The sequence below is a fragment of the Cupriavidus malaysiensis genome (assembly GCF_001854325.1).
GTDB classification, from domain to species: Bacteria; Pseudomonadota; Gammaproteobacteria; order Burkholderiales; family Burkholderiaceae; genus Cupriavidus; species Cupriavidus malaysiensis.
This window is the reverse complement of record NZ_CP017755.1, coordinates 1,386,154-1,405,552: the sequence shown is the minus strand read 5'-3', so window position 1 is coordinate 1,405,552 and position 19,399 is coordinate 1,386,154. Positions and strand designations below refer to the sequence as shown.

The window sequence follows — 19,399 nt, the reverse complement described above, 5'->3', positions numbered from 1 at the left end:
GGGCGCTGGAGGCGGTGCCGGCCAGCGCGGCGCGCGGGCCTTGCACCCGCGGCGCGCAAACAGGTCTGCGGACCTGCGGACCCTCAGGCCGCGGCACGCTGGCGCAACGGCACCACGTTATCGGCCACACGACGCAGCACCGCGCGCGTGCGCTTCCAGTCTTCGTGCGCCAGCGACGAGCCCCACACCAGCGCATGCAGGCGCGCCAGCGCCAGCGGATTGCCCAGCAACTGCAGCTTCTGGGCCGGGGTCAGCGCAGCCGGGCCCGAGGTCAGCGCGTGCTGCAGCAGGGCTTCATTGCGCAGGCGCGCGGCTTCGGGTTGCACGCGCCGCGCGCTGCCCGTCGCGCAGAGCAACGCGTTGGTCACGGGATCGACCACCGCATCGATGAAGTCCGGGCTGGCGTGCGCGGATTCGACGAAACGCTGCGTGTCCTGCATCTCGCGCGGCACGCTCACCTCCTCCGGGATCACGAACAGGTTGGCGCGGCGCAGCGCGCGCCCGAGCGAGACACGCGACAGGAACACCGAGAGCGGCACCGACAAGGCCAGCGAGCCGACGATGGGCAGCAGCCACCAGATGAAGGACGGATTGAGCCAGTACACCAGCGCTCCCCAGGCCAGCCCCACCAGCGTATGCCCGCCGTGGCGGCGCAGCGCCTCGCCCCAGCCGGTCTGCGCATCCTCGCGCGGAGGCGACTTCCAGCTGATGCCCCAGCCGACATAGGCTGCCAGCACGAACTTGGCATGGAACAGCATGCGCACCGGCGCCAGCAAGGCTGACAGCACCATTTCCACCAGGGCGCTGCCCAGCAGCGCCAGCCGGCCGCCGTACTGGCGCGCCTGCCGCATCAGCAGCAGCACGCTCGCCAGCTTGGGCAGGAACAGCAGCGTCGCCGTGGCCGAGAACAGCGCCAGCGCCTTCTCGGGATGCCACTCGGGCCAGGTCGGGAACAACTGGTAAGGCTGCGTGAAATACTCGGGCGGCACCAGTTCGTGCTTGGCCAGCAGCGCGGTCGACAGCAGCAGGAACAGCAGCCACAGCGGCGCCGACGCATAGGCCAGGGTTCCGGTCAGGAACACCGCGCGGTGGACCATGTGGAAACCCTGCTTCAGCCACAGGCGGAAATTCATCAGGTTGCCCTGGCACCAGCGGCGGTCGCGCTTGAGTTCGTCGAGCAGGTTGGGCGGCAGTTCCTCGTAGGAACCCGCAAGGTCGTAGGCGATCCAAACCCCCCATCCGGCGCGGCGCATCAGCGCGGCCTCGACGAAGTCATGCGACAGGATCTCGCCCGCCAGCGGCCCTTTGCCGGGCAGCGGCGCCAGTGCGCAGTGCTCCATGAAGGGCTTCACACGGATGATGGCGTTGTGGCCCCAGTAGTGCGATTCGCCGAGCTGCCAGTAGTGCAGGCCCGCCGTGAACAGCGGGCCGTAGACACGCGTGGCGAACTGCTGCACGCGCGCGTACATGGTCTCGCGGCCCACCGCCTGCGGCGCGGTCTGGATGATGCCGGCGCCGGGATTGGCTTCCATCAGCCGCACCAGCGTGGCCAGGCAGTCGCCGCTCATCACGCTGTCGGCGTCGAGCACGATCATGTAGCGGTACTGGCTGCCCCAGCGGCGGCAGAAGTCGGCCACGTTGCCGGTCTTGCGCTTGACGCGGTGGCGGCGCCAGCGGTAGAAGATGCGCCCGAAGCCGCCGACCGCGCGGCAGATCTCCATCCAGGCATCGGTCTCGGCCACGCGCAGGTCCGGATTGCCGCTGTCGGACAGCACAAAGAAATCGAAGGCGTCGATCTGCCCGCTGCGCAGCACGGACTCGTAGGTCGCGCGCAAGCCGGCGAACACGCGCGTCACGTCTTCATTGCAGATCGGCATGATGACGGCCGTGCGCGCCTGCGCCGGAATCGGGCCGTCGGCGGCGGCGCTGCGCGAGATCAGGTGGCGGTCGCCGCCCTTGGCCAGCACCAGGAAGCCCATCATCGCCGTCCAGAAGCCGGCGGACACCCAGGCGAACAGCACCGTGAACAATGTCAGGATGGCGACCTCGAGCAGGTCCCGCCCCTGATAGGGCAGCACATGCGCCATGAAATAGGTGGCGAGCCCGGTCTGCGCCAGCACCAGCGCCAGCAGCACCCAGCGCCGGTGGGAGCCGGCCGGGTGCCAGGTGCCCAGGGCATCCGGGCCGTCGTGCAGCGTATCCCATACCGCCGGCACCGGCGGGCGGCCGCTCAGGCGGCGCGCCAGGTTGCGCAGCCAGTGGCCCAGCACGTGCGGCGGCCAAGGCTTGGGCACCATGGCGCCGCGCTGCGGACGCGGCCCGGTATCGACGCGCACGGTACCGTCGGCGCGCCGCTGCAGCACGGGACCTGCCGCCGTGCCGGCAGCGTCGCCGGCCTCGCCGTACGCCATGGTAAAGCGCTGCCCGACCGAGCCATAGCCGTCGTCGTGCTCAGCCTCGTCCGGCGCGGATGCGCCGGCCGGGGCTGCCGCGGCCGTGCCGGCATCGGCCCGCGCCAAGCGGGCCTGCAGGGCATGCATGGTGGCCTGCGCGTCGCCGCCGCCGGCGCGCGTAGCATCGTCGAGCAGCGCCCGGCGCTGTTCGGGCGAGGCAGGCAGGCATTCGACATAGCGTTCACATGCCGCCTGGCCTCGCTTCAGCCTGGGGGTAAGATGTAGCTCCATGTCTCGGACAGGGTTGTATTGCCATTGCGAAGGTAGCCGCGCAGTTCCACCGGCTTGCCTTCATCCTTACGGCGCACCACCAGCGTCAGGCGGTAGCCGCCGGTCGCCGGGTTGCGCTGTGCGGTGCTCTTGAGCACCTCGCCATTGCTGTCGGCCGAAATCATCGCGTCGACACGCGCGTCGGCCTGCAATCTCTTGAAGATGGGGCCTTCGAAATCGACCTGCAAGGAAAAACTGGTGTCATCATCCTTGCGCGTGAGGCCCTGGCCACGCCGGGTCTGCGTGACCCAGGACAGCGGCGGCGTGCGCTCGCCATCCTTCTGCCACAGCAGGCGGTACTCGAAGTCGAAGGGCTGCCTGGGCTTGGGCGGATTGTCGGGCACCCAGAAGGCCACGACATTGTCGTTGGTCTCATCGGGCGTCGGGATCTGCACCAGTTCCACGCGGCCGGAACCCCAATTGCCCTTGGGTTCCACCCAGGCACTCGGCCGGTGCTCGTAGTTCGCACCGATTTCCTGGTAGCTGGCGAAGCTGCGGTCGCGCTGCATCAGGCCGAAACCCTGCGGGTTGGTCGCCGCGAAGGAGGTGACCAGCAGGCGCTTCGGATTGACCAGCGGGCGCCAGATCCACTCGCCGGTGCCAAGCTGCACCGACAGCCCGTCCGAGTCGTGCACCTCGGGGCGGAAGTCGGGCTGGGCCGACGGCTGGTTCTCGCCGAACAGGTACATGCTGGTCAGCGGCGCCAGCCCGAGCTTGGTGACGTTCTCGCGCAGGAACAGGCGTGCCTTGACCTCCATCGCGGTCTCGTCGCCCGGCTTGATGACGAAGCGATAGGCGCCGGCGACGCGCCGCGAGTCCATCAAGGCGTAGATGGTCAGCTGCTTGTCGCCCGCTGCCGGGCGCTCGATCCAGTACTCGACGAAGCGGGGAAACTCCTCGCCCGAATTCAGCGCGGTGTCCACCGCCAGCCCGCGCGCGGACAGGCCGTACCACTGGTCCTTGCCGAGCGCGCGGAAATAGCTGGCGCCAAGGAAGGACACCACCTCGTCCTTGCGCTTGCCCTGGTTGAGCGGATACAGCACGCGGAAGCCGGCGAAGCCCAGCTTTTTCAACTGGGCCGGGTCCACCTTGACCGGGCCGTACTGGAACGCAGAGGGATCGAAGCGGATCTCGCGCGCATTGCCGCTGACGACCTCGTTGATACGCACCGGTTGATCGAACACCATCCCTTCGTGGAAGAAGGACAAGTCGAACGGCAGCCGGTTGTTGCGCCAGGGGAAGTGCTCCGGCTTGAACTGGATCTCGTGATAGCGCTCGTAGGGCAGCTCGCGCAACTCGCGCGGCACATTGGTCGAGCCCGGGGCCTTGTAAGGCGTGCTGGCCAGCTGGCGCGCGCGCGCCGCCACCATGTTGAAGTCGAAGGCATGCGCGGCCGCAGCCCACCCCAGCACCAATGCGGCCAGGGCCTGGAGACAACGCCGCGCGCCGGCACGGCGCGGCATCGCGGGACGGAAGTTCGCTGCCAGGCTGCCGGACAGCACTGTGGGTTCGGACATGAAAACCGGAGGAAGAGTCCTGAAACGGAAAGGATGACGGAAGCCGTTGCAAGAGGCAGGCCAGCAGACGAAAATTCTGCCGCTCGGTGCCAGCAACAAGTGAGACGCTCTCAGCTTAGTCTTGCTGCATTGCGCAAGAATTACCTTAGCAAGCGGAGCCTTAAAAGTCACGTTTCACCCCGGAAACGTTTGCAACATTTTCCTACAGGGTTGCCCGAACGCCGCTTGCCACAAGGCTTTGCGGGCGACGCATCACCTCGCCGGGGGCACTTGGCAGCAACCTGGGGAGACAAGCGCCAGCCACGGCGGCGACGGCCGCAGACTAGCGCCTGGAGACGGGTGCAGCAAGCAACGCGCGCCGCCGCAAGGACGGCGCGGCGCGTGGCACGCTCAATGGCAGAGGCGGTTCATCAGGTCGCCGGCGATGGTGCCGCTGGATGCGGACTGCGGCGCACGCGACTCGGGAGCGCGGATGGTATAGAGGGGTTCGCCGCGGGCATAGCGCTTGCCGTACAGCGTCTGCTCGACGACGAGGTAGGTCGAGCTGGCGCAATCGAGCACCATGCGCTTGAGGGAGGAGGCGATCGGCTCGCCGGCGGTGGTGCGGATCACGCCCCCCGACGGGGCATTGCGCATCAGCACCACGCCGACTTCGCTGCCGCGGCGGCGCACCGATGCGGTGTCGAAGTAACTCACCACGCCGTTGGCACCCATCATGGGCAGCCAGCGTTGCGGATCGGGAGCCGAGGGATCCGGGGCGGACAACAGGGTGCAGCCATCGCGCGGCGTGGAGCGGAACACGGTATCGCCGCTGGCGCTCTCGCACTGGTACAGGCCGGTGGCGACCGGTCGCGTGGCCGTCGCGTTGTTCATCGTCTGCGCATGCGCGGCAGAGCACAGGACGCCGCCGGCGATCAACGCGGCGGCACGGAGACATCGTGGAAACAGCATGGGCGGGCCCTCGTAAAGACGGGAAAAACAGCCGGCATTGTCGCACAGGCCTCGACGCCGGCAACCCTGGCGGCCGCCGCAAACACGTGCGTTCGGTCTGAACCTTACGCCGGCGCGGACTGCGCCAGCGCCTCGAAGGCGGCGGCGGAGGCGCGGTCCGCGGGAAAGAAGCACTCGATGCGCAGTTCCTGCAGGCTGACGTCCTGCGGAATCCCCAGCGTGGTCAGCGTGGAAAACAGGGACGCATGGATGCCCGGCCCCGCCACCACCACCGGCAGCACCGGCGGCGGCACGCCTTCGCCAGCCTCATCGTCGAACAGCGGCACGCCGCCCGGCCCGACCATGTCAGGATGCCAGACGGCGATGCGCTGGAATATCTCGCGCGCGGTGCGGTCGTGCGCCTGTACCTGCAGTTCCTGCCAGACGCGGCGCAGCAGGTAGCGCCCGACCTGGCGCGCATTCTCGATCGACGGCCACAACCCGGCCGGGTCGAACACCGTCAGCATCAGGTTGACGCGGCCGCTGCCCTGCTCCAGCGCCGCCGGCGCGCGCCCGCGCAGCAGCAGACCCAGCATGCGGCGATAGGCCTGGTTGGCATCCACCAGGTTCCAGAAGCGGTCGAGCACCACGGCCGGATAGGGTTCCTGCTTGGCCAGGATCAGGGCGATGGCCTGCTGCACCATGGAGGCCGGCGGCGCCGCCAGGCCCTGTTCGCTGTAGGCGGGCGCATAGCCACCGGCCAGCAGCAGGCGGTTGCGCTGGCGCAACGGCACGCCCAGGCGCTCGGCCAGCGCCAGCACCATCTCCCGGCTCGGCCTGGCGCGGCCGGACTCGAGGAAACTGATATGGCGCTGCGACACGCCAGCGACCTGCGACAGGGCCTGCTGGCTGTAGCCGCGGCGGTTGCGCCAGTAGCGCAGCAGCGCGGGAAAGTCGAGCGCCGCTTCGGAAGCGGGTGTCAGGGTGTCCATGGCGGTATTACAGCACGCCGGGTGAGGCTGGGCGAATACCTGACAGGTAATCACCGCGATTCAGCGCCCCGCCAGTGCACATCCGGAACCGGGGCGCTTCTTCTGCCATCCGCCCGCCACAATGCCGGCATCATCACTCCACCTCGCCCGCGTCGATGGCGCGCATCGCCGCCGCCTCGGCCAGGGCCAGCGCCGCTTCGGCCGTGGGCGCCACCCCCACCTCCTGGCTGTGGGTCGGCACCGAAGCCTCTTCGCCGAAGGCATCTGCGATCACCGCCAGGCCCAGATAGCCCTGCCCGGCCGGCACCGCCCTTGCCAGCACCGCATAGCCGCCATACTCGAAACGCCGTTCCATGGCTGTTTCCTCCAGGGGTCCGCTCTCGGCCATCATAGGACATGCCCGCAGATGACTCCGGCCTGACATGCGCGGATGGTATCCTTGACGTTTTTCACCCCCGCGCGCAAAGGGCGCGCACCCTGATGGAAATTGCCATATTACTGGCGCTGATTCTGCTCAACGGCCTGTTCGCCATGTCCGAGATCGCGCTGGTGACAGCGCGCAAGGCGCGCCTGCAGCGCCGCATCGAGGAAGGCGATCGCGGTGCGATCGCCGCGGTCAAGCTGGGCGAAGACCCGACCCGTTTTCTCTCCACCGTGCAGATCGGCATCACGTCGATCGGCGTGCTCAACGGTGTGGTCGGCGAGTCGACGCTGGCCCAGCCGTTCGGCGTCTGGCTGCAGGGATTCGGGCTGCCCGCCACCACCGCGGGCTATGTGGCCACGGCCATCGTGGTCGCGGGCCTGACGTATTTTTCCATCGTGCTGGGTGAACTGGTACCCAAGCGGCTCGGCCAATTGGCGCCCGAGTCGATCGCGCGCATCGCCGCGCGCCCGATCTCCTGGCTGGCCACGGCCTCGACACCGCTGGTGCGCCTGCTGTCGGGTTCGACCCGGCTGATGCTGCGCGTGCTGGGCGTCGAAGGCGCGCGCGGCCCCGCCGTGACCGAAGAAGAAATCCACGCCCTGCTGATCGAAGGCTCCGAGGCCGGCGTCATCGAACAGCAGGAGCACACCATGGTGCGCAACGTGTTCCGCCTCGACGACCGCCAGCTGACCTCGCTGATGGTGCCGCGCGGCGAAGTGGTCTGCCTGGACGTCGAGGCGACGCTGGAGGAAAACCTGCGCCGCATCGAGACCTCCGATCATTCGCGCTTCCCGGTGGTGCGCGGCGGCATGCACGACCTGCTGGGCGTGGTCAGCGCCCGCCAACTGCTCGCGCGCCGCCTGCGCGGCGAGCAGACCGACCTGACCGCGGTGCTGCAACCGGCGGTGTTCGTCCCGGAAAGCGTCACCGGCATGGAACTGCTGGAGAATTTCCGTTCGTCGGGCGGGCAGATCGCCTTCGTCATCGACGAGTACGGCGAGGTGCTCGGCCTGGTCACGCTGCAGGACCTGATCGAGGCCATCACCGGCGAATTCAAGCCCACCAGCGCCGACGAGGAGTGGGCCGTGCAGCGCGCGGACGGCTCCTGGCTGCTGGACGGCCTGATCCCGATCCCGGAAATGAAGGACCGCCTGGCCCTGCGCTATGTCCCCGAGGAGGCCAAGGAGCGCTACCACACGCTGTCCGGCATGCTGCTGCTCCTGCTCGGCCGCCTGCCGCAGACCACGGACAGCGTGGAATGGGGCGGTTGGCGCTTCGAGATCGTCGACATGGACGGCAAGCGCATCGACAAGGTGCTGGCCACCCCCGTACCGCCCGAGCAAGAGTCCGACACCACGGCCTGAGTTCGGCCCTGCGCTTCGCCCCCGCGCTTCGGCCCCCAGGATCCCGCCCTGCGGCCCCGCCCGGAGGAATTGACCACGGTCAGGAACCCGTCATTCCGCCTCCGCCATCCGGGCCAGCCCTCGTGGTGAAATAGCGCCGGTGCCGTATGATCGGAGAGCGGGCGCGCCACGCGCGCCCGCGGCTCCCGGCGGCAGCGCGGCATGGCGGGAACCTGCAGTGCACGAGCCCGCGCAGCCAGGTGTCGCCACCGCCGTCAGGATTCCGCCATGTCTCAAGACGAGGCCGCTCGACCACCTTATCCGCCATCGCTTTGCCCGCCGTCCCCCTCCGGGATGGCGCCCGGCCTTGCCGAGGCCCGCGGGCACGCCGCCTTTCTCGCGGCGGCATGCCGGCTGGGCCCGACACCTGCCGCCGGCCCCGGCACGGGCTCGCCCGGCCCCGAGGCGCGGCTCGCCATGCTGGCCGTCCGCCTCGACCGCTTCGCCCATGCCCGCCTGCCACTCGGACCCGCCATAAGCGACAAGCTGCGCGCGCGCATCCTGGAGCGGGCCCGCGCGGTGCTCCCGGCCGACGCGCTGCTGCAATGGCTGGGCGAAGCCGACCTCGCCATCGCCACCCCGCTGCATGGCGGCGAGCCGGAAGCGCTGCGCCTGGCCCGCGCCGTGGCGGACACACTGGCGCGGCCAGTGGCCGTCGGCGGCTTCGAGCTGTTCCTTTCCTGCAGCATCGGCGTGGCGCTGGGCGAGCCGGGCTGCCCCGCCGAACGCTGCCTGCAGCGGGCAGTCGACACCATGCTCGGCGTGGCCAGGCGCGGGGGCGACGCCATCGCCAGCGCCGGCTCGGTGGCCGCGCCGCCGCTGCCGGCGGCCATGCTCGCCGCCCTGCCACAGGCGCTGGAACGCGGTGAGTTCGCCATCAACCTGCAGCCGCGCGCGCGCCTGGATGCGGATGCGGCCAGCGTCGACAGCTACACGGTGCGCCTGCGCTGGCAGAGCGCCGCATTCGGCCGGGTCGCGCCGCAGGATTTCCTGCCGGCGCTGGAGGCGCTCGGCCTGATGGGCGACGTCGCGCGCTGGATTCTCAACGATGCCCTGCCGCTGCTGGCGGCCGCTTCCTTTCCGGTTCCGGTGCAATTCCACTTTCCGGCGCCGGGCGCCCAGCTCCACCGGGAACACCTGATCGAGGAACTCGGCGCCGCCATCGGCAGGCTGGGCGTGCAGGGCGCGCGCGTCTGCATCGAGGTGCCTTGCCCGGACGCGGTACGCGCCAGCGACCTGCTCGGCGCCCGCTTCGAGGTTCTGCGCCGCGCGGGTGTTCAGCTTGCCCTGGGCGACTTCACCGATACGGAAATCTGCCGCGATGCGCTCGGCCTGCTGCGTCCCGACCTGGTCACGCTCGACGCGCGCCAGCTCGGCAGCCCGGCCCAGGGTCCGGAGGTCGCGGCTGGCCTGCGGGCGGCCTGCGCCCTGGCGCGCGACGCCGGCTACGGCGCCTGCGCGAAAGGCATCGAGACGCGCCCGCAGCTCGACGAAGTGCGCCGCTGGGGCTGCACCAGCATGCAGGGCTACCTGCTGGCCCAGCCCTTCCCCGCGCGCTGGCTGCCGCAGATCCACGCCACCCTCGACCAGCGTGCCCGCGACCTGCTGGCCTCGGCCCGCGGCGGCTGAGCGGAAAGGAACGCCTTCTCGCACAGTCCGGCCGCCATTGTCCAGCCGGTCTTCCGCCAAGTTACAAATTGGCACATTCGTGCGTCAATGAGACCGCGCGCCGACGGTAAAATCGGCGCCCAATCACTGTTCGCATCGAAAGGAAGGAGCCTGGCGTGAAAAAAGGATGGATTGGCTTTGTACTGCTTGCAACCCTGCTGGCCGGCTGCAATACGATGGCCGGGCTGGGTCAGGATATCCAGAAGGGTGGCCAGAAGCTGGAAAGCGCGGCGGACCGCTCCAAGTAGGCGCAGCGGCATCGGCCGCGCACGCGTCGCCAAGCCGGGCTCCTGCCCGGCTTTTCTTTTCTCTTTTTTCTCTTTTCCCTTGCCCGCGGCTCAACGCAGCGCCGACGCCTGCTGCGCCAGCGTGCGGATGCGGCCCCAGTCGCCGGCGGCGACCGCGTCCTTGGGCACGATCCAGGAACCGCCCACGCAGACCACATTGGGCAGCGCCAGGTATTCCACCGCCTTGGCCGCGTTGATGCCGCCGGTCGGGCAGAAGCGCAGTTGCGCGAAGGGGCCGTACAGCGATTTCAGCATCGGCACGCCGCCGGCCGCTTCGGCCGGGAAGAACTTCAGGAAGGAGAAGCCGGCCTCGAGCGCCGCCATGGCCTCGCTGGCGGTCGCCACGCCAGGCAGCAGCGCGATGCCCTCGCCCTGCGCGGCGACGGCCAGCGCCGGCGTCAGACCCGGCGACACCGCGAACTGGGCGCCAGCCTCGCGCACGGCCTTGAGCTGGGCGGCGTTGAGCACCGTGCCGGCGCCGACGCAAGCCTGCGGAAAGGCCGCGGCCACGGCCCGCATGGCGTCCAGCGCCACCGGCGTGCGCAGGGTGATTTCCAGTACCGGCAGGCCGCCGGCGATCAAGGCCTCGCTGACGTGCAGCGCCTCGTCAACCGAGGCGAATTCGAGCACGGGGATGACGGGCACGCCATCGAGGCGGGTGAGCAGAGGGGAGGAATTGGCTTGCATGGCGGTCGGTTGGGTCGGTCTACTGTCTACGGTCTAGGGGGCGGGAAAGTCCGCTCGGACGGGCTCAGGCGAAGGGCTGGGCGGGCAGCGCCACCGGGCTGCCCAGCCGTCCCAGCACGGCTTCCGCCGCGGGGATGGGTGCGACGGCGCCGTAGCCGGTGGTCGACAAGGCCGCGGCCACGTTGGCATAGCGCGCCGCCGCGAAAGGATCGTCGCCGGCGGCCAGGCGCGCGATGAAGCAGCCGCCGAAGCAGTCGCCGGCGCCGGTGGCATCGACCGGATGCACGGGATGGGGCGCCACCAGCGTGCGCGCGTCGGGCGTCGCCACATAGGAGCCCTCCTCGCCCAGCTTGAGCGCCACCAGCCCGATGCCGCAGCCGAGCAGGTAGTCGACGATGGCGTCGCGGTCGTCGAGGCCGGTCAGCACACTGATATCGTCCCAGCTCGGCAGGCAGACATCGGTCAGCGCGAAAGCCTCGCGCATGATGGCGCGGGCCCGCGCCAGCGGCCACAGCCGCAAGCGCAGGTTGGTGTCGAGCGAGACCCGGGTGCCGGCCTTGCGCGCGTGTGCCATGGCAGCCAGGCCGGCGTCGCAGGCGCTGGTGCTGATCGCCAGGCTGATGCCCGACAGGTGCAGGTAGCGCGCCTCGGCGATGGCTGCCAGCGGCAGGTGCTCGTGACTGTAGCGGCTCGCCGCCGAGCCGGCGCGCAGGTAGTCGAAGCGGTGGCCGCGGTGGTCGTGGCTGACGAAATAGACGCCGGTCGGCGCCGCGGGGTCGACCCGCACGTGCCGCGTGTCGACGCGCTCGTGGGTCCACAGCGCCAGCAGGCGCTCGCCGAAACCGTCCTCGCCGACCGCGCTCAGGTAGCCGGTGCTGGCGCCCTGGCGCGCCGCGGCGATGCAGAAATTCGAAGTGTCGCCGCCGAAGCCCTGCAGGTAGTGGCCGGGCCGGTCGGGCTGCTGGTTGAATTCGACCAGCGGCTCGCCGTAGGCGAGTATGTCGATGCTCATGATGCGCTCATCCTTGATGTTCTTCCGCAGGGGTCTGCCGGAGCGTCGGTCCCGAAGGGGCCTGCACAGGGACTACAGGGACTCCTCGGGGCTCCCCGCGGCCAGTCCCGTTCAGAAGAAGGTCTGCACGACGTCGACCACACGCAAGCGGTCGTCCAGTACCGGGATATGCCGCCACTTGTCGAAGGTCAGGCAAGGGTGCGAGATGTCGAAGGCGATCATGTCGCCCACGCGCAGGTCATCGCCCGGTTGCAGGCGCAGGTAGGCATGCTGGTCCATCATGCCGGTGACCGCCCAATGCGACGGCGCCTCGACCGGCGCGGCGGTGCCCGGACGATAGCGCTGTGCGGGGATCGGCATGCCGGCGTCGAAGGCGGCATCGCGCTTGCCCATGCCGATGATGGCGAGATCCGGCTCGGGCATCGACTGCACGTAGGCCCAGACCTGCAGTGCCGGGAGCAGCCCTTCCTGCATGCGGCGGGCCACCGGGTTGGCCGCCAGGATACGCTCCTGCGCGGCCCGGTAGACGCCCACGTCGTGGGTCAGGTAGCAGCCCGGGCGCAGCACGAGGTCCACCGCGTTGCCGGTGCCGGCGGCAGCGAATTCCTCGGCCACCACGTCATACCAGGCCGAGCCGGCGCCCGACAGCACCGCCGGGCTGCGGCCGAAGCGTCCCGCCGCCAGCAGTTCACGCGTGACCGCCACCGCGCGCTGCAGGAAGGCGCGGATATCGGCCTCCTCCTTGAGCACGCCCTCGTACAGTTCCACGCCCGCCAGCGACAGCGCCTGCGGCCAGCGCGCCAGCGCGGCCAGCACGGCTTCCTGCTGGGCCGCGTCGCGCACGCCGGTGCGCCCGCCCGCCACGCCCAGTTCCAGCAGCACCTGCAGGGTCTGGCCGCGCGCCTGGAAGAAGGCACCGAGCTGGTCGACCAGCGCCGGCGAATCGACCAGGCAGAAGAATTCGAAGCCGGGATCGCGCAGCAGGTCGGCCACGATCTCCATATTGCGGCGTCCCACCAGCTGGTTGGCCATGAGCACGCGGCGCACGCCATGGGCGTGGGCCGCGGCGGTCTGGTGGGCGGTGGCGAGCGTGATGCCCCAGGCACCGGCCGCCAGCTGGCGCGCGAACAGCTTCGGTGCCATGGTGGTCTTGCCGTGCGGCGCAAGCTGCATGCCGTAGCTTTCGACGAAGCCGCGCATCCAGGCCAGGTTGTGCGCCAGCCGTGACTCGTAGAGCACCGCCGCCGGCAGGCTCAATGATTCGTCGAGCAGGCTCCAGTCCTGGCCCGCGGCCGCCTCGGCCGGCGCCAGCGGCGCCTCGAGCTTGCCCAGCGCCTTGTTGAGCGGGTCGATCATGCCCGTCTGGTACTTTATTTCACGCATGCTGACTGTCACCTCTGCACGGCCCCAGGCGGGTCCGTCAATTTTCCGATTGACGTAATCATAGCCTTGAAATTACGATATTTCATCCTTGTTATAAAGTAACACGCAAGCGGCGCCAGCCTCGCCCGGCAAGCGCCGCCCTCCCCGCCATGACCGCCCCCTTCGACATCCTCACCCGCATCGCCGAGCGCGGCCCCGCGCTGCGCCTGGCCGAGCAGAAGGTGGCGCAGGTCATCCTCGCCGACCTTGGCGGCGCCGCTGCCGCCAGCATCAACGAACTGGCCCGCCAGGCCGGCGTCAGCGAGGCCAGCGTGACCCGCTTCGCCAAGGCCATCGGTTGCCGCGACGTGCGCGACCTGAAGCTGCGCCTGGCCCAGGCCACCGCCGTGGGCCAGCGCTTCCTGCAGGCGCCGGCGTCCGATGACGCCCAGGACACGCTGGCGGGCCGCATCCACGCCGACGCGGTCGCCTCGCTCGACGCCAGCCTGAAACTGCTGGACGCCGAACGCATCGAGCAGGCGGCGCGCCTGTTGCTCGGGGCGCGCATGATCTACGCTTTCGGCATGGGCGGCGGCTCCACCTTCATGGCGGACGAGGCGCGTTACCGCCTGGCGCGGCTGGGCCGGCCGGTGGCCAGCTACCAGGACGCGCTGCTGCAGAAGATGGTGGCGGCCACGCTGGACCGCGACGACGTGGTGCTGGCCTTCTCGGCCACCGGCGAGGTGCCGGAAATGCTGGCGAGCTGCGATGTCGCGCTGGAGTATGGCGCGCGCCTGGTTGCCGTGACCGCGCTCGGCTCGCCGCTGGCGGGGCGGGCGCACGTGCTGCTGCCGCTGCGCACGCTGGAGACGGACTTCATCTTCAAGCCGTCCGCCTCGCGCTACGCCATGATGCTGGTGATGGACGTGCTCGCCACCCAGTTGGCGCTGTTGCAGCAGGAACCGAACAAAGAGCGGCTGCGCCGCCTGAAGTACGTGCTGGACGCGCACCGCGGCCCCCGCGGCGACGGCAGGCAACCGCTGGGAGACTGAGATGCCGCATGCCTTCGACACCCTGATCCGCAACGTGACCCTGGTCGACGGGTCCGGCGCGCCGGCGCGCCTGGCCGACGTGGCCGTGCGCGACGGCCGCATCGCCCGCATCGATGCCGCCGGCGCCATCGACCCCGATGCCGCGGCGCACGTGGTGGAAGGCCACGGCCTCGTGCTCGCCCCCGGCTTCATCGACGTGCACACGCACGATGACACCAATGTGGTACGCCAGCCGGACATGACGCCCAAGCTGTCGCAGGGCGTGACCACGGTCATCGTCGGCAACTGCGGCATCAGCGCGGCACCGGTCGCGCTGCGCGGCGACCCGCCCGACCCGATGAACCTGCTCGGCGAGGCCGATGCCTTCCGCTACCCGGATTTCGCCAGCTACGTGCGAGCCATCGCCAGCGCCCGCCCGGCCGTCAACGTGGCGGCCCTGGTCGGCCACACCGCGCTGCGCAGCAACCAGATGGACCGCCTCGACCGCGCCGCCAGCGCCGCCGAGATCGCCGCCATGCGCGCCCAGCTCGAAGACGCCCTGCAGCATGGCGCGCTGGGCCTGTCCACCGGTCTGGCCTATGCCAATGCCTTCTGCGCGCCGACCGAAGAGGTGCTGGCCCTGGCCGAACCGCTGGCGCAGGCCGGCGCGCTCTACGCCACCCACCTGCGCAGCGAGTTCGCCGAGATCCTCGACGCCATGGACGAGGCCTTCCGCATCGGCCGCCACGCGCGCGTGCCGGTGGTGATCTCGCACCTGAAATGCGCCGGCGTGCCCAACTGGGGCCGCAGCGGCGAAGTGCTCGACGCGCTCGACGCCGCACGCCGCTGGCAGCCGGTCGGGTGCGACTGCTATCCCTACACCGCCAGTTCCTCCACGCTCGACCTGAAGCAGGTCACCAGCGATTTCGACATCACCGTGACCTGGTCCGAGCCGCACCCCGAGATGGGCGGCAAGTCGCTGGCCGAGATCGCGGCCGGGTGGGAACTGGACCTGCACGAGACCGCGCGCCGGCTGCGGCCGGCCGGCGCGGTCTACCACTGCATGGAGGACGCCGACGTCGACCGCATCCTCAGCCACCCCGCCACGGTGATCGGCTCCGACGGCCTGCCCAACGATCCGCTGCCCCACCCCCGGCTGTGGGGCGCCTTCCCGCGTGTGCTCGGCCACTATGCGCGCGACCGCGAACTGTTCCCGCTGGCAGTGGCCGTCAACAAGATGACCGGCCTGCCGGCCGAGCGCTTCGGCCTGCGCGAGCGCGGCCTGGTGCGCGAAGGCTGCTGGGCCGACCTGGTGCTGTTCGACGCCGACACCATCCGCGACGCGGCCACCTTCGCCGACCCCATGCAGCCCGCCGAAGGCATTGCCGCGGTCTGGGTCAACGGCGAGTTGTCCTGGCACGAGCGCCAGCCCACCGGCACGCGGGCCGGCCGCTTCCTCGCGCGTGGCAGCGAGGGCGGCGCCAGCATCGGCGCCCCCCGCGGCTGACGCGGCTGACGCGCGCCCTGCCCGCTTTCACCCTCCATCCCGACACAGTTTCGGATTCAGACACAGCCTCACAGGAGTCCTCATGGAAATCAAACGATACGGCGTCGAAGGCGGCACCGGTACCGGCGGCCAGCACATGCCCTTCGCGCGCGCCACGCAGGCCGACGGCTGGCTCTACGTCTCGGGCCAGGTGCCCATGGTCGACGGCGAAGTCATCGACGGCGGCATCGTGGCCCAGACCCACCAGGCCATCCGCAACGTGCTCGCCATCCTGGCCGAGGCCGGCTACGGGCCGGAGCACGTGGTGCGCTGCGGCGTATGGCTGGACGACGCGCGCGACTTCGCCTCGTTCAACAAGGTCTTCAAGGAATACTTCGGCGCCAATCCGCCGGCGCGCGCCTGCGTGCAGTCCAGCATGGTGGTGGACTGCAAGGTCGAGGTCGATTGCATCGCCTACAAGAAGCCGGCAGCCTGAAGCGGCGTAGCCGTGCCGGGCGCCCCGGATGGCCCGGGAGCCTTGCAGCAGGCGCCGGCACGGCCTGATTCGAGCCTTTTCTTTTTCTTTTTTTCAGCTTTCCATCGCAGCCGCCCCGCCGGGCGGCGCCCTGCGCACGGCGCCCATGCCGGCGCGCGGCGCCGCGCAGGGCGCGGCCGCATCCGCAGCGGAAGTGCACGGCCGGGAGCCGTGCCATACAAGGAGACAATATGGGTGCCGTCACCGGAACCACGCTCTTGGTCTATGCGCTGATCGCCGTGATCGCGCTCGTCGTGCTGATCGCACGCTACAAACTGAATCCCTTCATCACGCTGGTGACGGTCTCGGTGCTGCTCGGCTTTGCCGTCGGCATGCCGATGGGCGACATCATCAAGTCCTTCGAGGCCGGCGTCGGCGGCACCCTCGGCCACATCGCGCTGGTGGTGGGCCTGGGCACCATGCTCGGCAAGATGATGGCCGAGTCCGGCGGCGCCGAGCGCATCGCGCGCACGCTGATCGATTTCTTCGGCGAAAAGAACGTGCACTGGGCAATGGTCACCATCGCCTTCATCGTCGGCCTGCCGGTGTTCTTCGAGGTCGGCTTCGTGCTGCTGATCCCGATCGCCTTCAACGTCGCCAAGCGCACCGGCACCTCGATGGTGCTGGTCGGCCTGCCGATGGTGGCCGGCCTGTCGGTGGTGCACGGCCTGATTCCGCCGCACCCGGCCGCGCTGCTGGCCGTGACCGCCTACGGCGCGGACATCGGCCGGACCATCCTGTACGCGCTGATCGTCGGCATCCCGACCGCGGCCATCGCCGGCCCGCTGTTCGCCAAGCTGATGGACCGCTACGTCAAGCTGCCGGAGGTCAACCCGCTCGCCGCGCAGTTCACCGAAGAGGACGAAGGCGTCAAGGCCTCGCACGAGCTGCCGGGCTTCGGCATCACCGTCTTCACCATCCTGCTGCCGGTGTTCCTGATGCTGCTGGGCAGCTGGGCCGACCTGTTCACCACGCCCAAGACCTTCGCCAACGACTTCGTCAAGCTGATCGGCAATTCGGTGATGGCCCTGCTGATTGCCGTGCTGGTCAGCCTGTACACCTTCGGCCGCGCGCGCGGCTTCAACCGCGATACCATCCTCAAGTTCACCAACGAATGCGTGGCGCCGGTCGCCATCATCACGCTGGTGGTCGGCGCCGGCGGCGGCTTCGGCCGCATCCTGCGCGACTCGGGCATCTCCAACGCCATCGTCGACGTGGCCACCGGCGCCAACGTCTCGGTGCTGGTGCTGGGCTGGCTGGTCGCGGTGCTGATCCGCATCGCCACCGGCTCGGCCACGGTCGCCATGACCACCGCCGCCGGCATCGTCGCGCCGATCGCCGCCAGCGTGCCGGGCACCCACCCGGAACTGCTGGTGCTGAGCACCGGCGCCGGCTCGCTGATCCTGTCGCACGTCAACGACGGCGGCTTCTGGCTGGTCAAGGAGTACTTCAACATGACGGTGCCGCAGACCCTGAAGACCTGGACGGTCTGCGAAACCGTGATCTCGGTGGTGGCCCTGCTGCTGACGCTGGGCCTGGCCACGCTGCTGGGCTGAGGCCCCGCGCCGGCGCGCCCCGCGGCCGCCTCAGTCGCCGAAGGGATTCGGCGCCGAGCCGGCGGGCGCCTCGCCCAGGTCGAACTCGTCGCGCAGGCGGTCGACCACCTCGCGCACGGCACGCTCGTGGCCCGACCCCTTGCCGATCCCCTTGATGTCCCAGTTGCGCCCGCGCGCGTCGCGCGGATGCGCCTGGGGCAGCGGCACCCGGATCCTGGCGCCCTCGTCGGCGATCTCGTCGACCTTCTGGATGCGCCGGCTCGCTTCTTCCTGCAGCACGCGCGCGCTGCGTTCCCGCTTGGCCATGGCTGACTCCCGCTGCGTGGCAGATGATGGTCCCGCCGGGCATGTTAGTCCATTGCGCCAGAGAAAGCACAGCCGAGCATACGGCCTGGAGGCGCGGCCGATCGGGGGTGTCTTTCGATCCGGGGGCTTTCGCATGGCGCACTGGCACGGCCCGTCCCCCCGGCAAGGCCGGCATTGTCATGTGGCGCGCCCGCCCCTACACTGCGAGGTCGATGCGGCCATGCGAGCCGCGCCACCAGGAGACCATTCCATGAAGCCTGCACCCTTGCTGCGCGCGGCCGCCGTCCTGGCCGCCGCCACGCTCAGCACCGTCGCCCTGCTGCCAGCCGCCGCCGGCGCGGCCGAACCGGTCAAGATCGGCCTGATCGCGCCCTTCTCCGGCAGCTTCGCCGACTACGGCAAGCAGATGGAGGGCGGCATCAAGGCCTACCAGAAGGTGCATGGCGACAGCGTGGCGGGCCGCAAGGTGACGGTGATCCTGAAAGACACCACCGGGCCCGTGCCCGAGGTGGCCAAGCGGCTGGCGCAGGAGCTGGTGGTGCGCGACAAGGTCGACATCCTGGCCGGCTTCGGGCTCACGCCCGAAGCGCTGGCGGTGGCCCCGGTGGCGGACCAGGCCAGGAAGCCGATGGTCATCATGAACGCGGCATCGTCGGTGATCACCACCAAATCCAGCTACATCACGCGCGTCTCGATGACCCTGCCCCAGGTGTCGGCGCCGATGGCCGCCTGGGCGGTCAAGAACAAACTGCGCAAGGTGGTCACCCTGGTGGCCGACTACGCGCCCGGCATCGATGCCGAGACCGCGTTCAAGACCAACTTCATCGGCGGCGGCGGCCAGGTGGTGGAATCGATCCGGGTGCCGCTGCGCAACCCCGAGTTCGCCCCCTTCATCCAGCGCATCAAGGACGCGCGCCCCGAGGCCGTATTCCTGTTCCTGCCGGCCGGCGAGCAGGGCGTCGCCTTCATGAAGGGCTTCCGCGAGCGCGGCCTGGCCGATGCGGGCATCCGCGTGATCGCCACCGGCGACCTGACCGACGACCACGTGCTGCCGGCGATGGGCGACGCCACCCTGGGCGTGATCACCTCCTTCCACTACTCGATGGCGCACGACTCGCCCGAGAACAAGGCCTTCCTGAAGGCTTTCGCCGAAACCAACCCCGGCGCCGGGCGCCCCAACTTCATGGCGGTCGCCGCCTATGACGGCATGGCCGCGATCTACGAAGCGATCCGCAGGAACGGCGGCAGCACCGATGCAGACAAGATGATGGCGGCCTTCAAGGGCATGAAGCTGGCCAGCCCGCGCGGCCCGATCTACATCGACCCGGCCACGCGCGACGTGGTGCAGACGGTGTACATCCGCCGCGTGGAAAAGGTCGGCGGCGAACTGCAGAACGTCGAGTTCGACAAGTTCCCGGAAGTCAAGGACTCCGGCAAGTAGCGGGACGGCAGCAGGGACGGCAGCCAACGCCGGCCCTGC

General features: G+C 69.8%; 17 protein-coding genes. 8 read left to right on the top strand and 9 right to left on the bottom strand.

Going from position 1 to position 19,399, the window contains the following annotated elements; genetic code table 11:
• Positions 1-83 precede the first annotated feature (83 nt).
• The 5 genes from mdoH to BKK80_RS25820 form a co-directional block, all read right to left on the bottom strand.
• The gene (gene mdoH, locus BKK80_RS25840) at positions 84-2,684 is read right to left on the bottom strand and encodes a glucans biosynthesis glucosyltransferase MdoH (RefSeq protein WP_071071851.1); all 2,601 of its coding nucleotides are present in this window, start codon (positions 2,682-2,684) and stop codon (positions 84-86) included.
• Positions 2,657-4,186, bottom strand: a complete 1,530-nt coding sequence (locus BKK80_RS25835) for a glucan biosynthesis protein G (protein WP_071073314.1) — start codon at positions 4,184-4,186, stop codon at positions 2,657-2,659. Before BKK80_RS25835 ends, mdoH begins: the two co-directional genes overlap by 28 nt.
• A gap of 444 nt (positions 4,187-4,630) precedes the next feature.
• Positions 4,631-5,191 carry a surface-adhesin E family protein gene (locus BKK80_RS25830; protein WP_071020775.1) on the bottom strand — a complete coding sequence of 187 codons (561 nt, stop codon included), beginning with the start codon at positions 5,189-5,191 and terminating at the stop codon, positions 4,631-4,633.
• A gap of 104 nt (positions 5,192-5,295) precedes the next feature.
• Positions 5,296-6,162 carry a helix-turn-helix domain-containing protein gene (locus BKK80_RS25825; protein ID WP_071071849.1) on the bottom strand — a complete coding sequence of 289 codons (867 nt, stop codon included), beginning with the start codon at positions 6,160-6,162 and terminating at the stop codon, positions 5,296-5,298.
• A 133-nt stretch (positions 6,163-6,295) separates the two neighbouring features.
• The gene (locus tag BKK80_RS25820) at positions 6,296-6,517 is read right to left on the bottom strand and encodes a hypothetical protein (protein WP_071020780.1); all 222 of its coding nucleotides are present in this window, start codon (positions 6,515-6,517) and stop codon (positions 6,296-6,298) included.
• A gap of 125 nt (positions 6,518-6,642) precedes the next feature.
• Between BKK80_RS25820 and BKK80_RS25815 the strand changes: the two genes are divergently transcribed.
• The 3 genes from BKK80_RS25815 (at position 6,643) to BKK80_RS25805 (ending at position 9,905) form a co-directional block, all read left to right on the top strand.
• Positions 6,643-7,950 carry a hemolysin family protein gene (locus BKK80_RS25815; protein ID WP_071020782.1) on the top strand — a complete coding sequence of 436 codons (1,308 nt, stop codon included), beginning with the start codon at positions 6,643-6,645 and terminating at the stop codon, positions 7,948-7,950.
• A gap of 456 nt (positions 7,951-8,406) precedes the next feature.
• The gene (locus BKK80_RS25810) at positions 8,407-9,618 is read left to right on the top strand and encodes a GGDEF domain-containing protein (RefSeq protein ID WP_071020784.1); all 1,212 of its coding nucleotides are present in this window, start codon (positions 8,407-8,409) and stop codon (positions 9,616-9,618) included.
• A 155-nt stretch (positions 9,619-9,773) separates the two neighbouring features.
• Positions 9,774-9,905: an entericidin A/B family lipoprotein gene (locus tag BKK80_RS25805; RefSeq protein WP_071020787.1), complete on the top strand. Its 132-nt coding sequence runs from the start codon at positions 9,774-9,776 to the stop codon at positions 9,903-9,905.
• A 90-nt stretch (positions 9,906-9,995) separates the two neighbouring features.
• Here BKK80_RS25805 and BKK80_RS25800 read toward each other — a convergent pair whose 3' ends face one another.
• The 3 genes from BKK80_RS25800 to BKK80_RS25790 form a co-directional block, all read right to left on the bottom strand.
• Entirely contained in the window at positions 9,996-10,631 is a 636-nt protein-coding gene (locus BKK80_RS25800; protein WP_071020789.1) for a bifunctional 4-hydroxy-2-oxoglutarate aldolase/2-dehydro-3-deoxy-phosphogluconate aldolase, read from the bottom strand.
• Between the two features lie 64 nt (positions 10,632-10,695).
• Positions 10,696-11,643, bottom strand: a complete 948-nt coding sequence (locus BKK80_RS25795; RefSeq protein ID WP_071071847.1) for a sugar kinase — start codon at positions 11,641-11,643, stop codon at positions 10,696-10,698.
• A gap of 111 nt (positions 11,644-11,754) precedes the next feature.
• Positions 11,755-13,026 (bottom strand): amino acid deaminase, encoded by a 1,272-nt coding sequence (locus BKK80_RS25790; protein WP_071020794.1) that lies wholly within the window; start codon positions 13,024-13,026, stop codon positions 11,755-11,757.
• Between the two features lie 149 nt (positions 13,027-13,175).
• Between BKK80_RS25790 and BKK80_RS25785 the strand changes: the two genes are divergently transcribed.
• From BKK80_RS25785 to BKK80_RS25770, 4 genes are all read left to right on the top strand, one after another.
• Positions 13,176-14,057, top strand: a complete 882-nt coding sequence (locus tag BKK80_RS25785; RefSeq protein WP_071020797.1) for a MurR/RpiR family transcriptional regulator — start codon at positions 13,176-13,178, stop codon at positions 14,055-14,057.
• Between the two features lies 1 nt (position 14,058).
• Positions 14,059-15,543 carry an N-acyl-D-amino-acid deacylase family protein gene (locus BKK80_RS25780; RefSeq protein WP_071071845.1) on the top strand — a complete coding sequence of 495 codons (1,485 nt, stop codon included), beginning with the start codon at positions 14,059-14,061 and terminating at the stop codon, positions 15,541-15,543.
• 82 nt (positions 15,544-15,625) lie between these two features.
• The gene (locus tag BKK80_RS25775; RefSeq protein ID WP_071020801.1) at positions 15,626-16,018 is read left to right on the top strand and encodes a RidA family protein; all 393 of its coding nucleotides are present in this window, start codon (positions 15,626-15,628) and stop codon (positions 16,016-16,018) included.
• Between the two features lie 230 nt (positions 16,019-16,248).
• On the top strand, positions 16,249-17,613 hold the full coding sequence (locus tag BKK80_RS25770; protein ID WP_071020804.1) for a GntP family permease: 1,365 nt from the start codon (positions 16,249-16,251) through the stop codon (positions 17,611-17,613).
• A 30-nt stretch (positions 17,614-17,643) separates the two neighbouring features.
• Here the strand turns inward: BKK80_RS25770 and BKK80_RS25765 are convergent, their stop codons facing one another.
• On the bottom strand, positions 17,644-17,919 hold the full coding sequence (locus tag BKK80_RS25765; protein ID WP_071020807.1) for a hypothetical protein: 276 nt from the start codon (positions 17,917-17,919) through the stop codon (positions 17,644-17,646).
• Between the two features lie 250 nt (positions 17,920-18,169).
• Here BKK80_RS25765 and BKK80_RS25760 point away from each other — a divergent pair, with 250 nt between their 5' ends.
• Entirely contained in the window at positions 18,170-19,360 is a 1,191-nt protein-coding gene (locus BKK80_RS25760) for an ABC transporter substrate-binding protein (protein WP_071039832.1), read from the top strand.
• Positions 19,361-19,399 lie beyond the last annotated feature (39 nt).

Coding starts and splice junctions, on each gene's coding strand:
- BKK80_RS25790 (WP_071020794.1), bottom strand. CDS start 13,026: ATGCGTGAAATAAAGTACCAGACGGGCATGATCGACCCGCTCAACAAG.
- BKK80_RS25830 (WP_071020775.1), bottom strand. CDS start 5,191: ATGCTGTTTCCACGATGTCTCCGTGCCGCCGCGTTGATCGCCGGCGGC.
- BKK80_RS25785 (WP_071020797.1), top strand. CDS start 13,176: ATGACCGCCCCCTTCGACATCCTCACCCGCATCGCCGAGCGCGGCCCC.
- BKK80_RS25780 (WP_071071845.1), top strand. CDS start 14,059: ATGCCGCATGCCTTCGACACCCTGATCCGCAACGTGACCCTGGTCGAC.
- BKK80_RS25765 (WP_071020807.1), bottom strand. CDS start 17,919: ATGGCCAAGCGGGAACGCAGCGCGCGCGTGCTGCAGGAAGAAGCGAGC.
- BKK80_RS25810 (WP_071020784.1), top strand. CDS start 8,407: ATGCTGGCCGTCCGCCTCGACCGCTTCGCCCATGCCCGCCTGCCACTC.
- BKK80_RS25825 (WP_071071849.1), bottom strand. CDS start 6,162: ATGGACACCCTGACACCCGCTTCCGAAGCGGCGCTCGACTTTCCCGCG.
- BKK80_RS25775 (WP_071020801.1), top strand. CDS start 15,626: ATGGAAATCAAACGATACGGCGTCGAAGGCGGCACCGGTACCGGCGGC.
- BKK80_RS25835 (WP_071073314.1), bottom strand. CDS start 4,186: ATGCCGCGCCGTGCCGGCGCGCGGCGTTGTCTCCAGGCCCTGGCCGCA.
- BKK80_RS25795 (WP_071071847.1), bottom strand. CDS start 11,643: ATGAGCATCGACATACTCGCCTACGGCGAGCCGCTGGTCGAATTCAAC.
- BKK80_RS25760 (WP_071039832.1), top strand. CDS start 18,170: ATGAAGCCTGCACCCTTGCTGCGCGCGGCCGCCGTCCTGGCCGCCGCC.
- BKK80_RS25820 (WP_071020780.1), bottom strand. CDS start 6,517: ATGGAACGGCGTTTCGAGTATGGCGGCTATGCGGTGCTGGCAAGGGCG.
- mdoH (WP_071071851.1), bottom strand. CDS start 2,684: ATGGAGCTACATCTTACCCCCAGGCTGAAGCGAGGCCAGGCGGCATGT.
- BKK80_RS25815 (WP_071020782.1), top strand. CDS start 6,643: ATGGAAATTGCCATATTACTGGCGCTGATTCTGCTCAACGGCCTGTTC.
- BKK80_RS25800 (WP_071020789.1), bottom strand. CDS start 10,631: ATGCAAGCCAATTCCTCCCCTCTGCTCACCCGCCTCGATGGCGTGCCC.
- BKK80_RS25770 (WP_071020804.1), top strand. CDS start 16,249: ATGGGTGCCGTCACCGGAACCACGCTCTTGGTCTATGCGCTGATCGCC.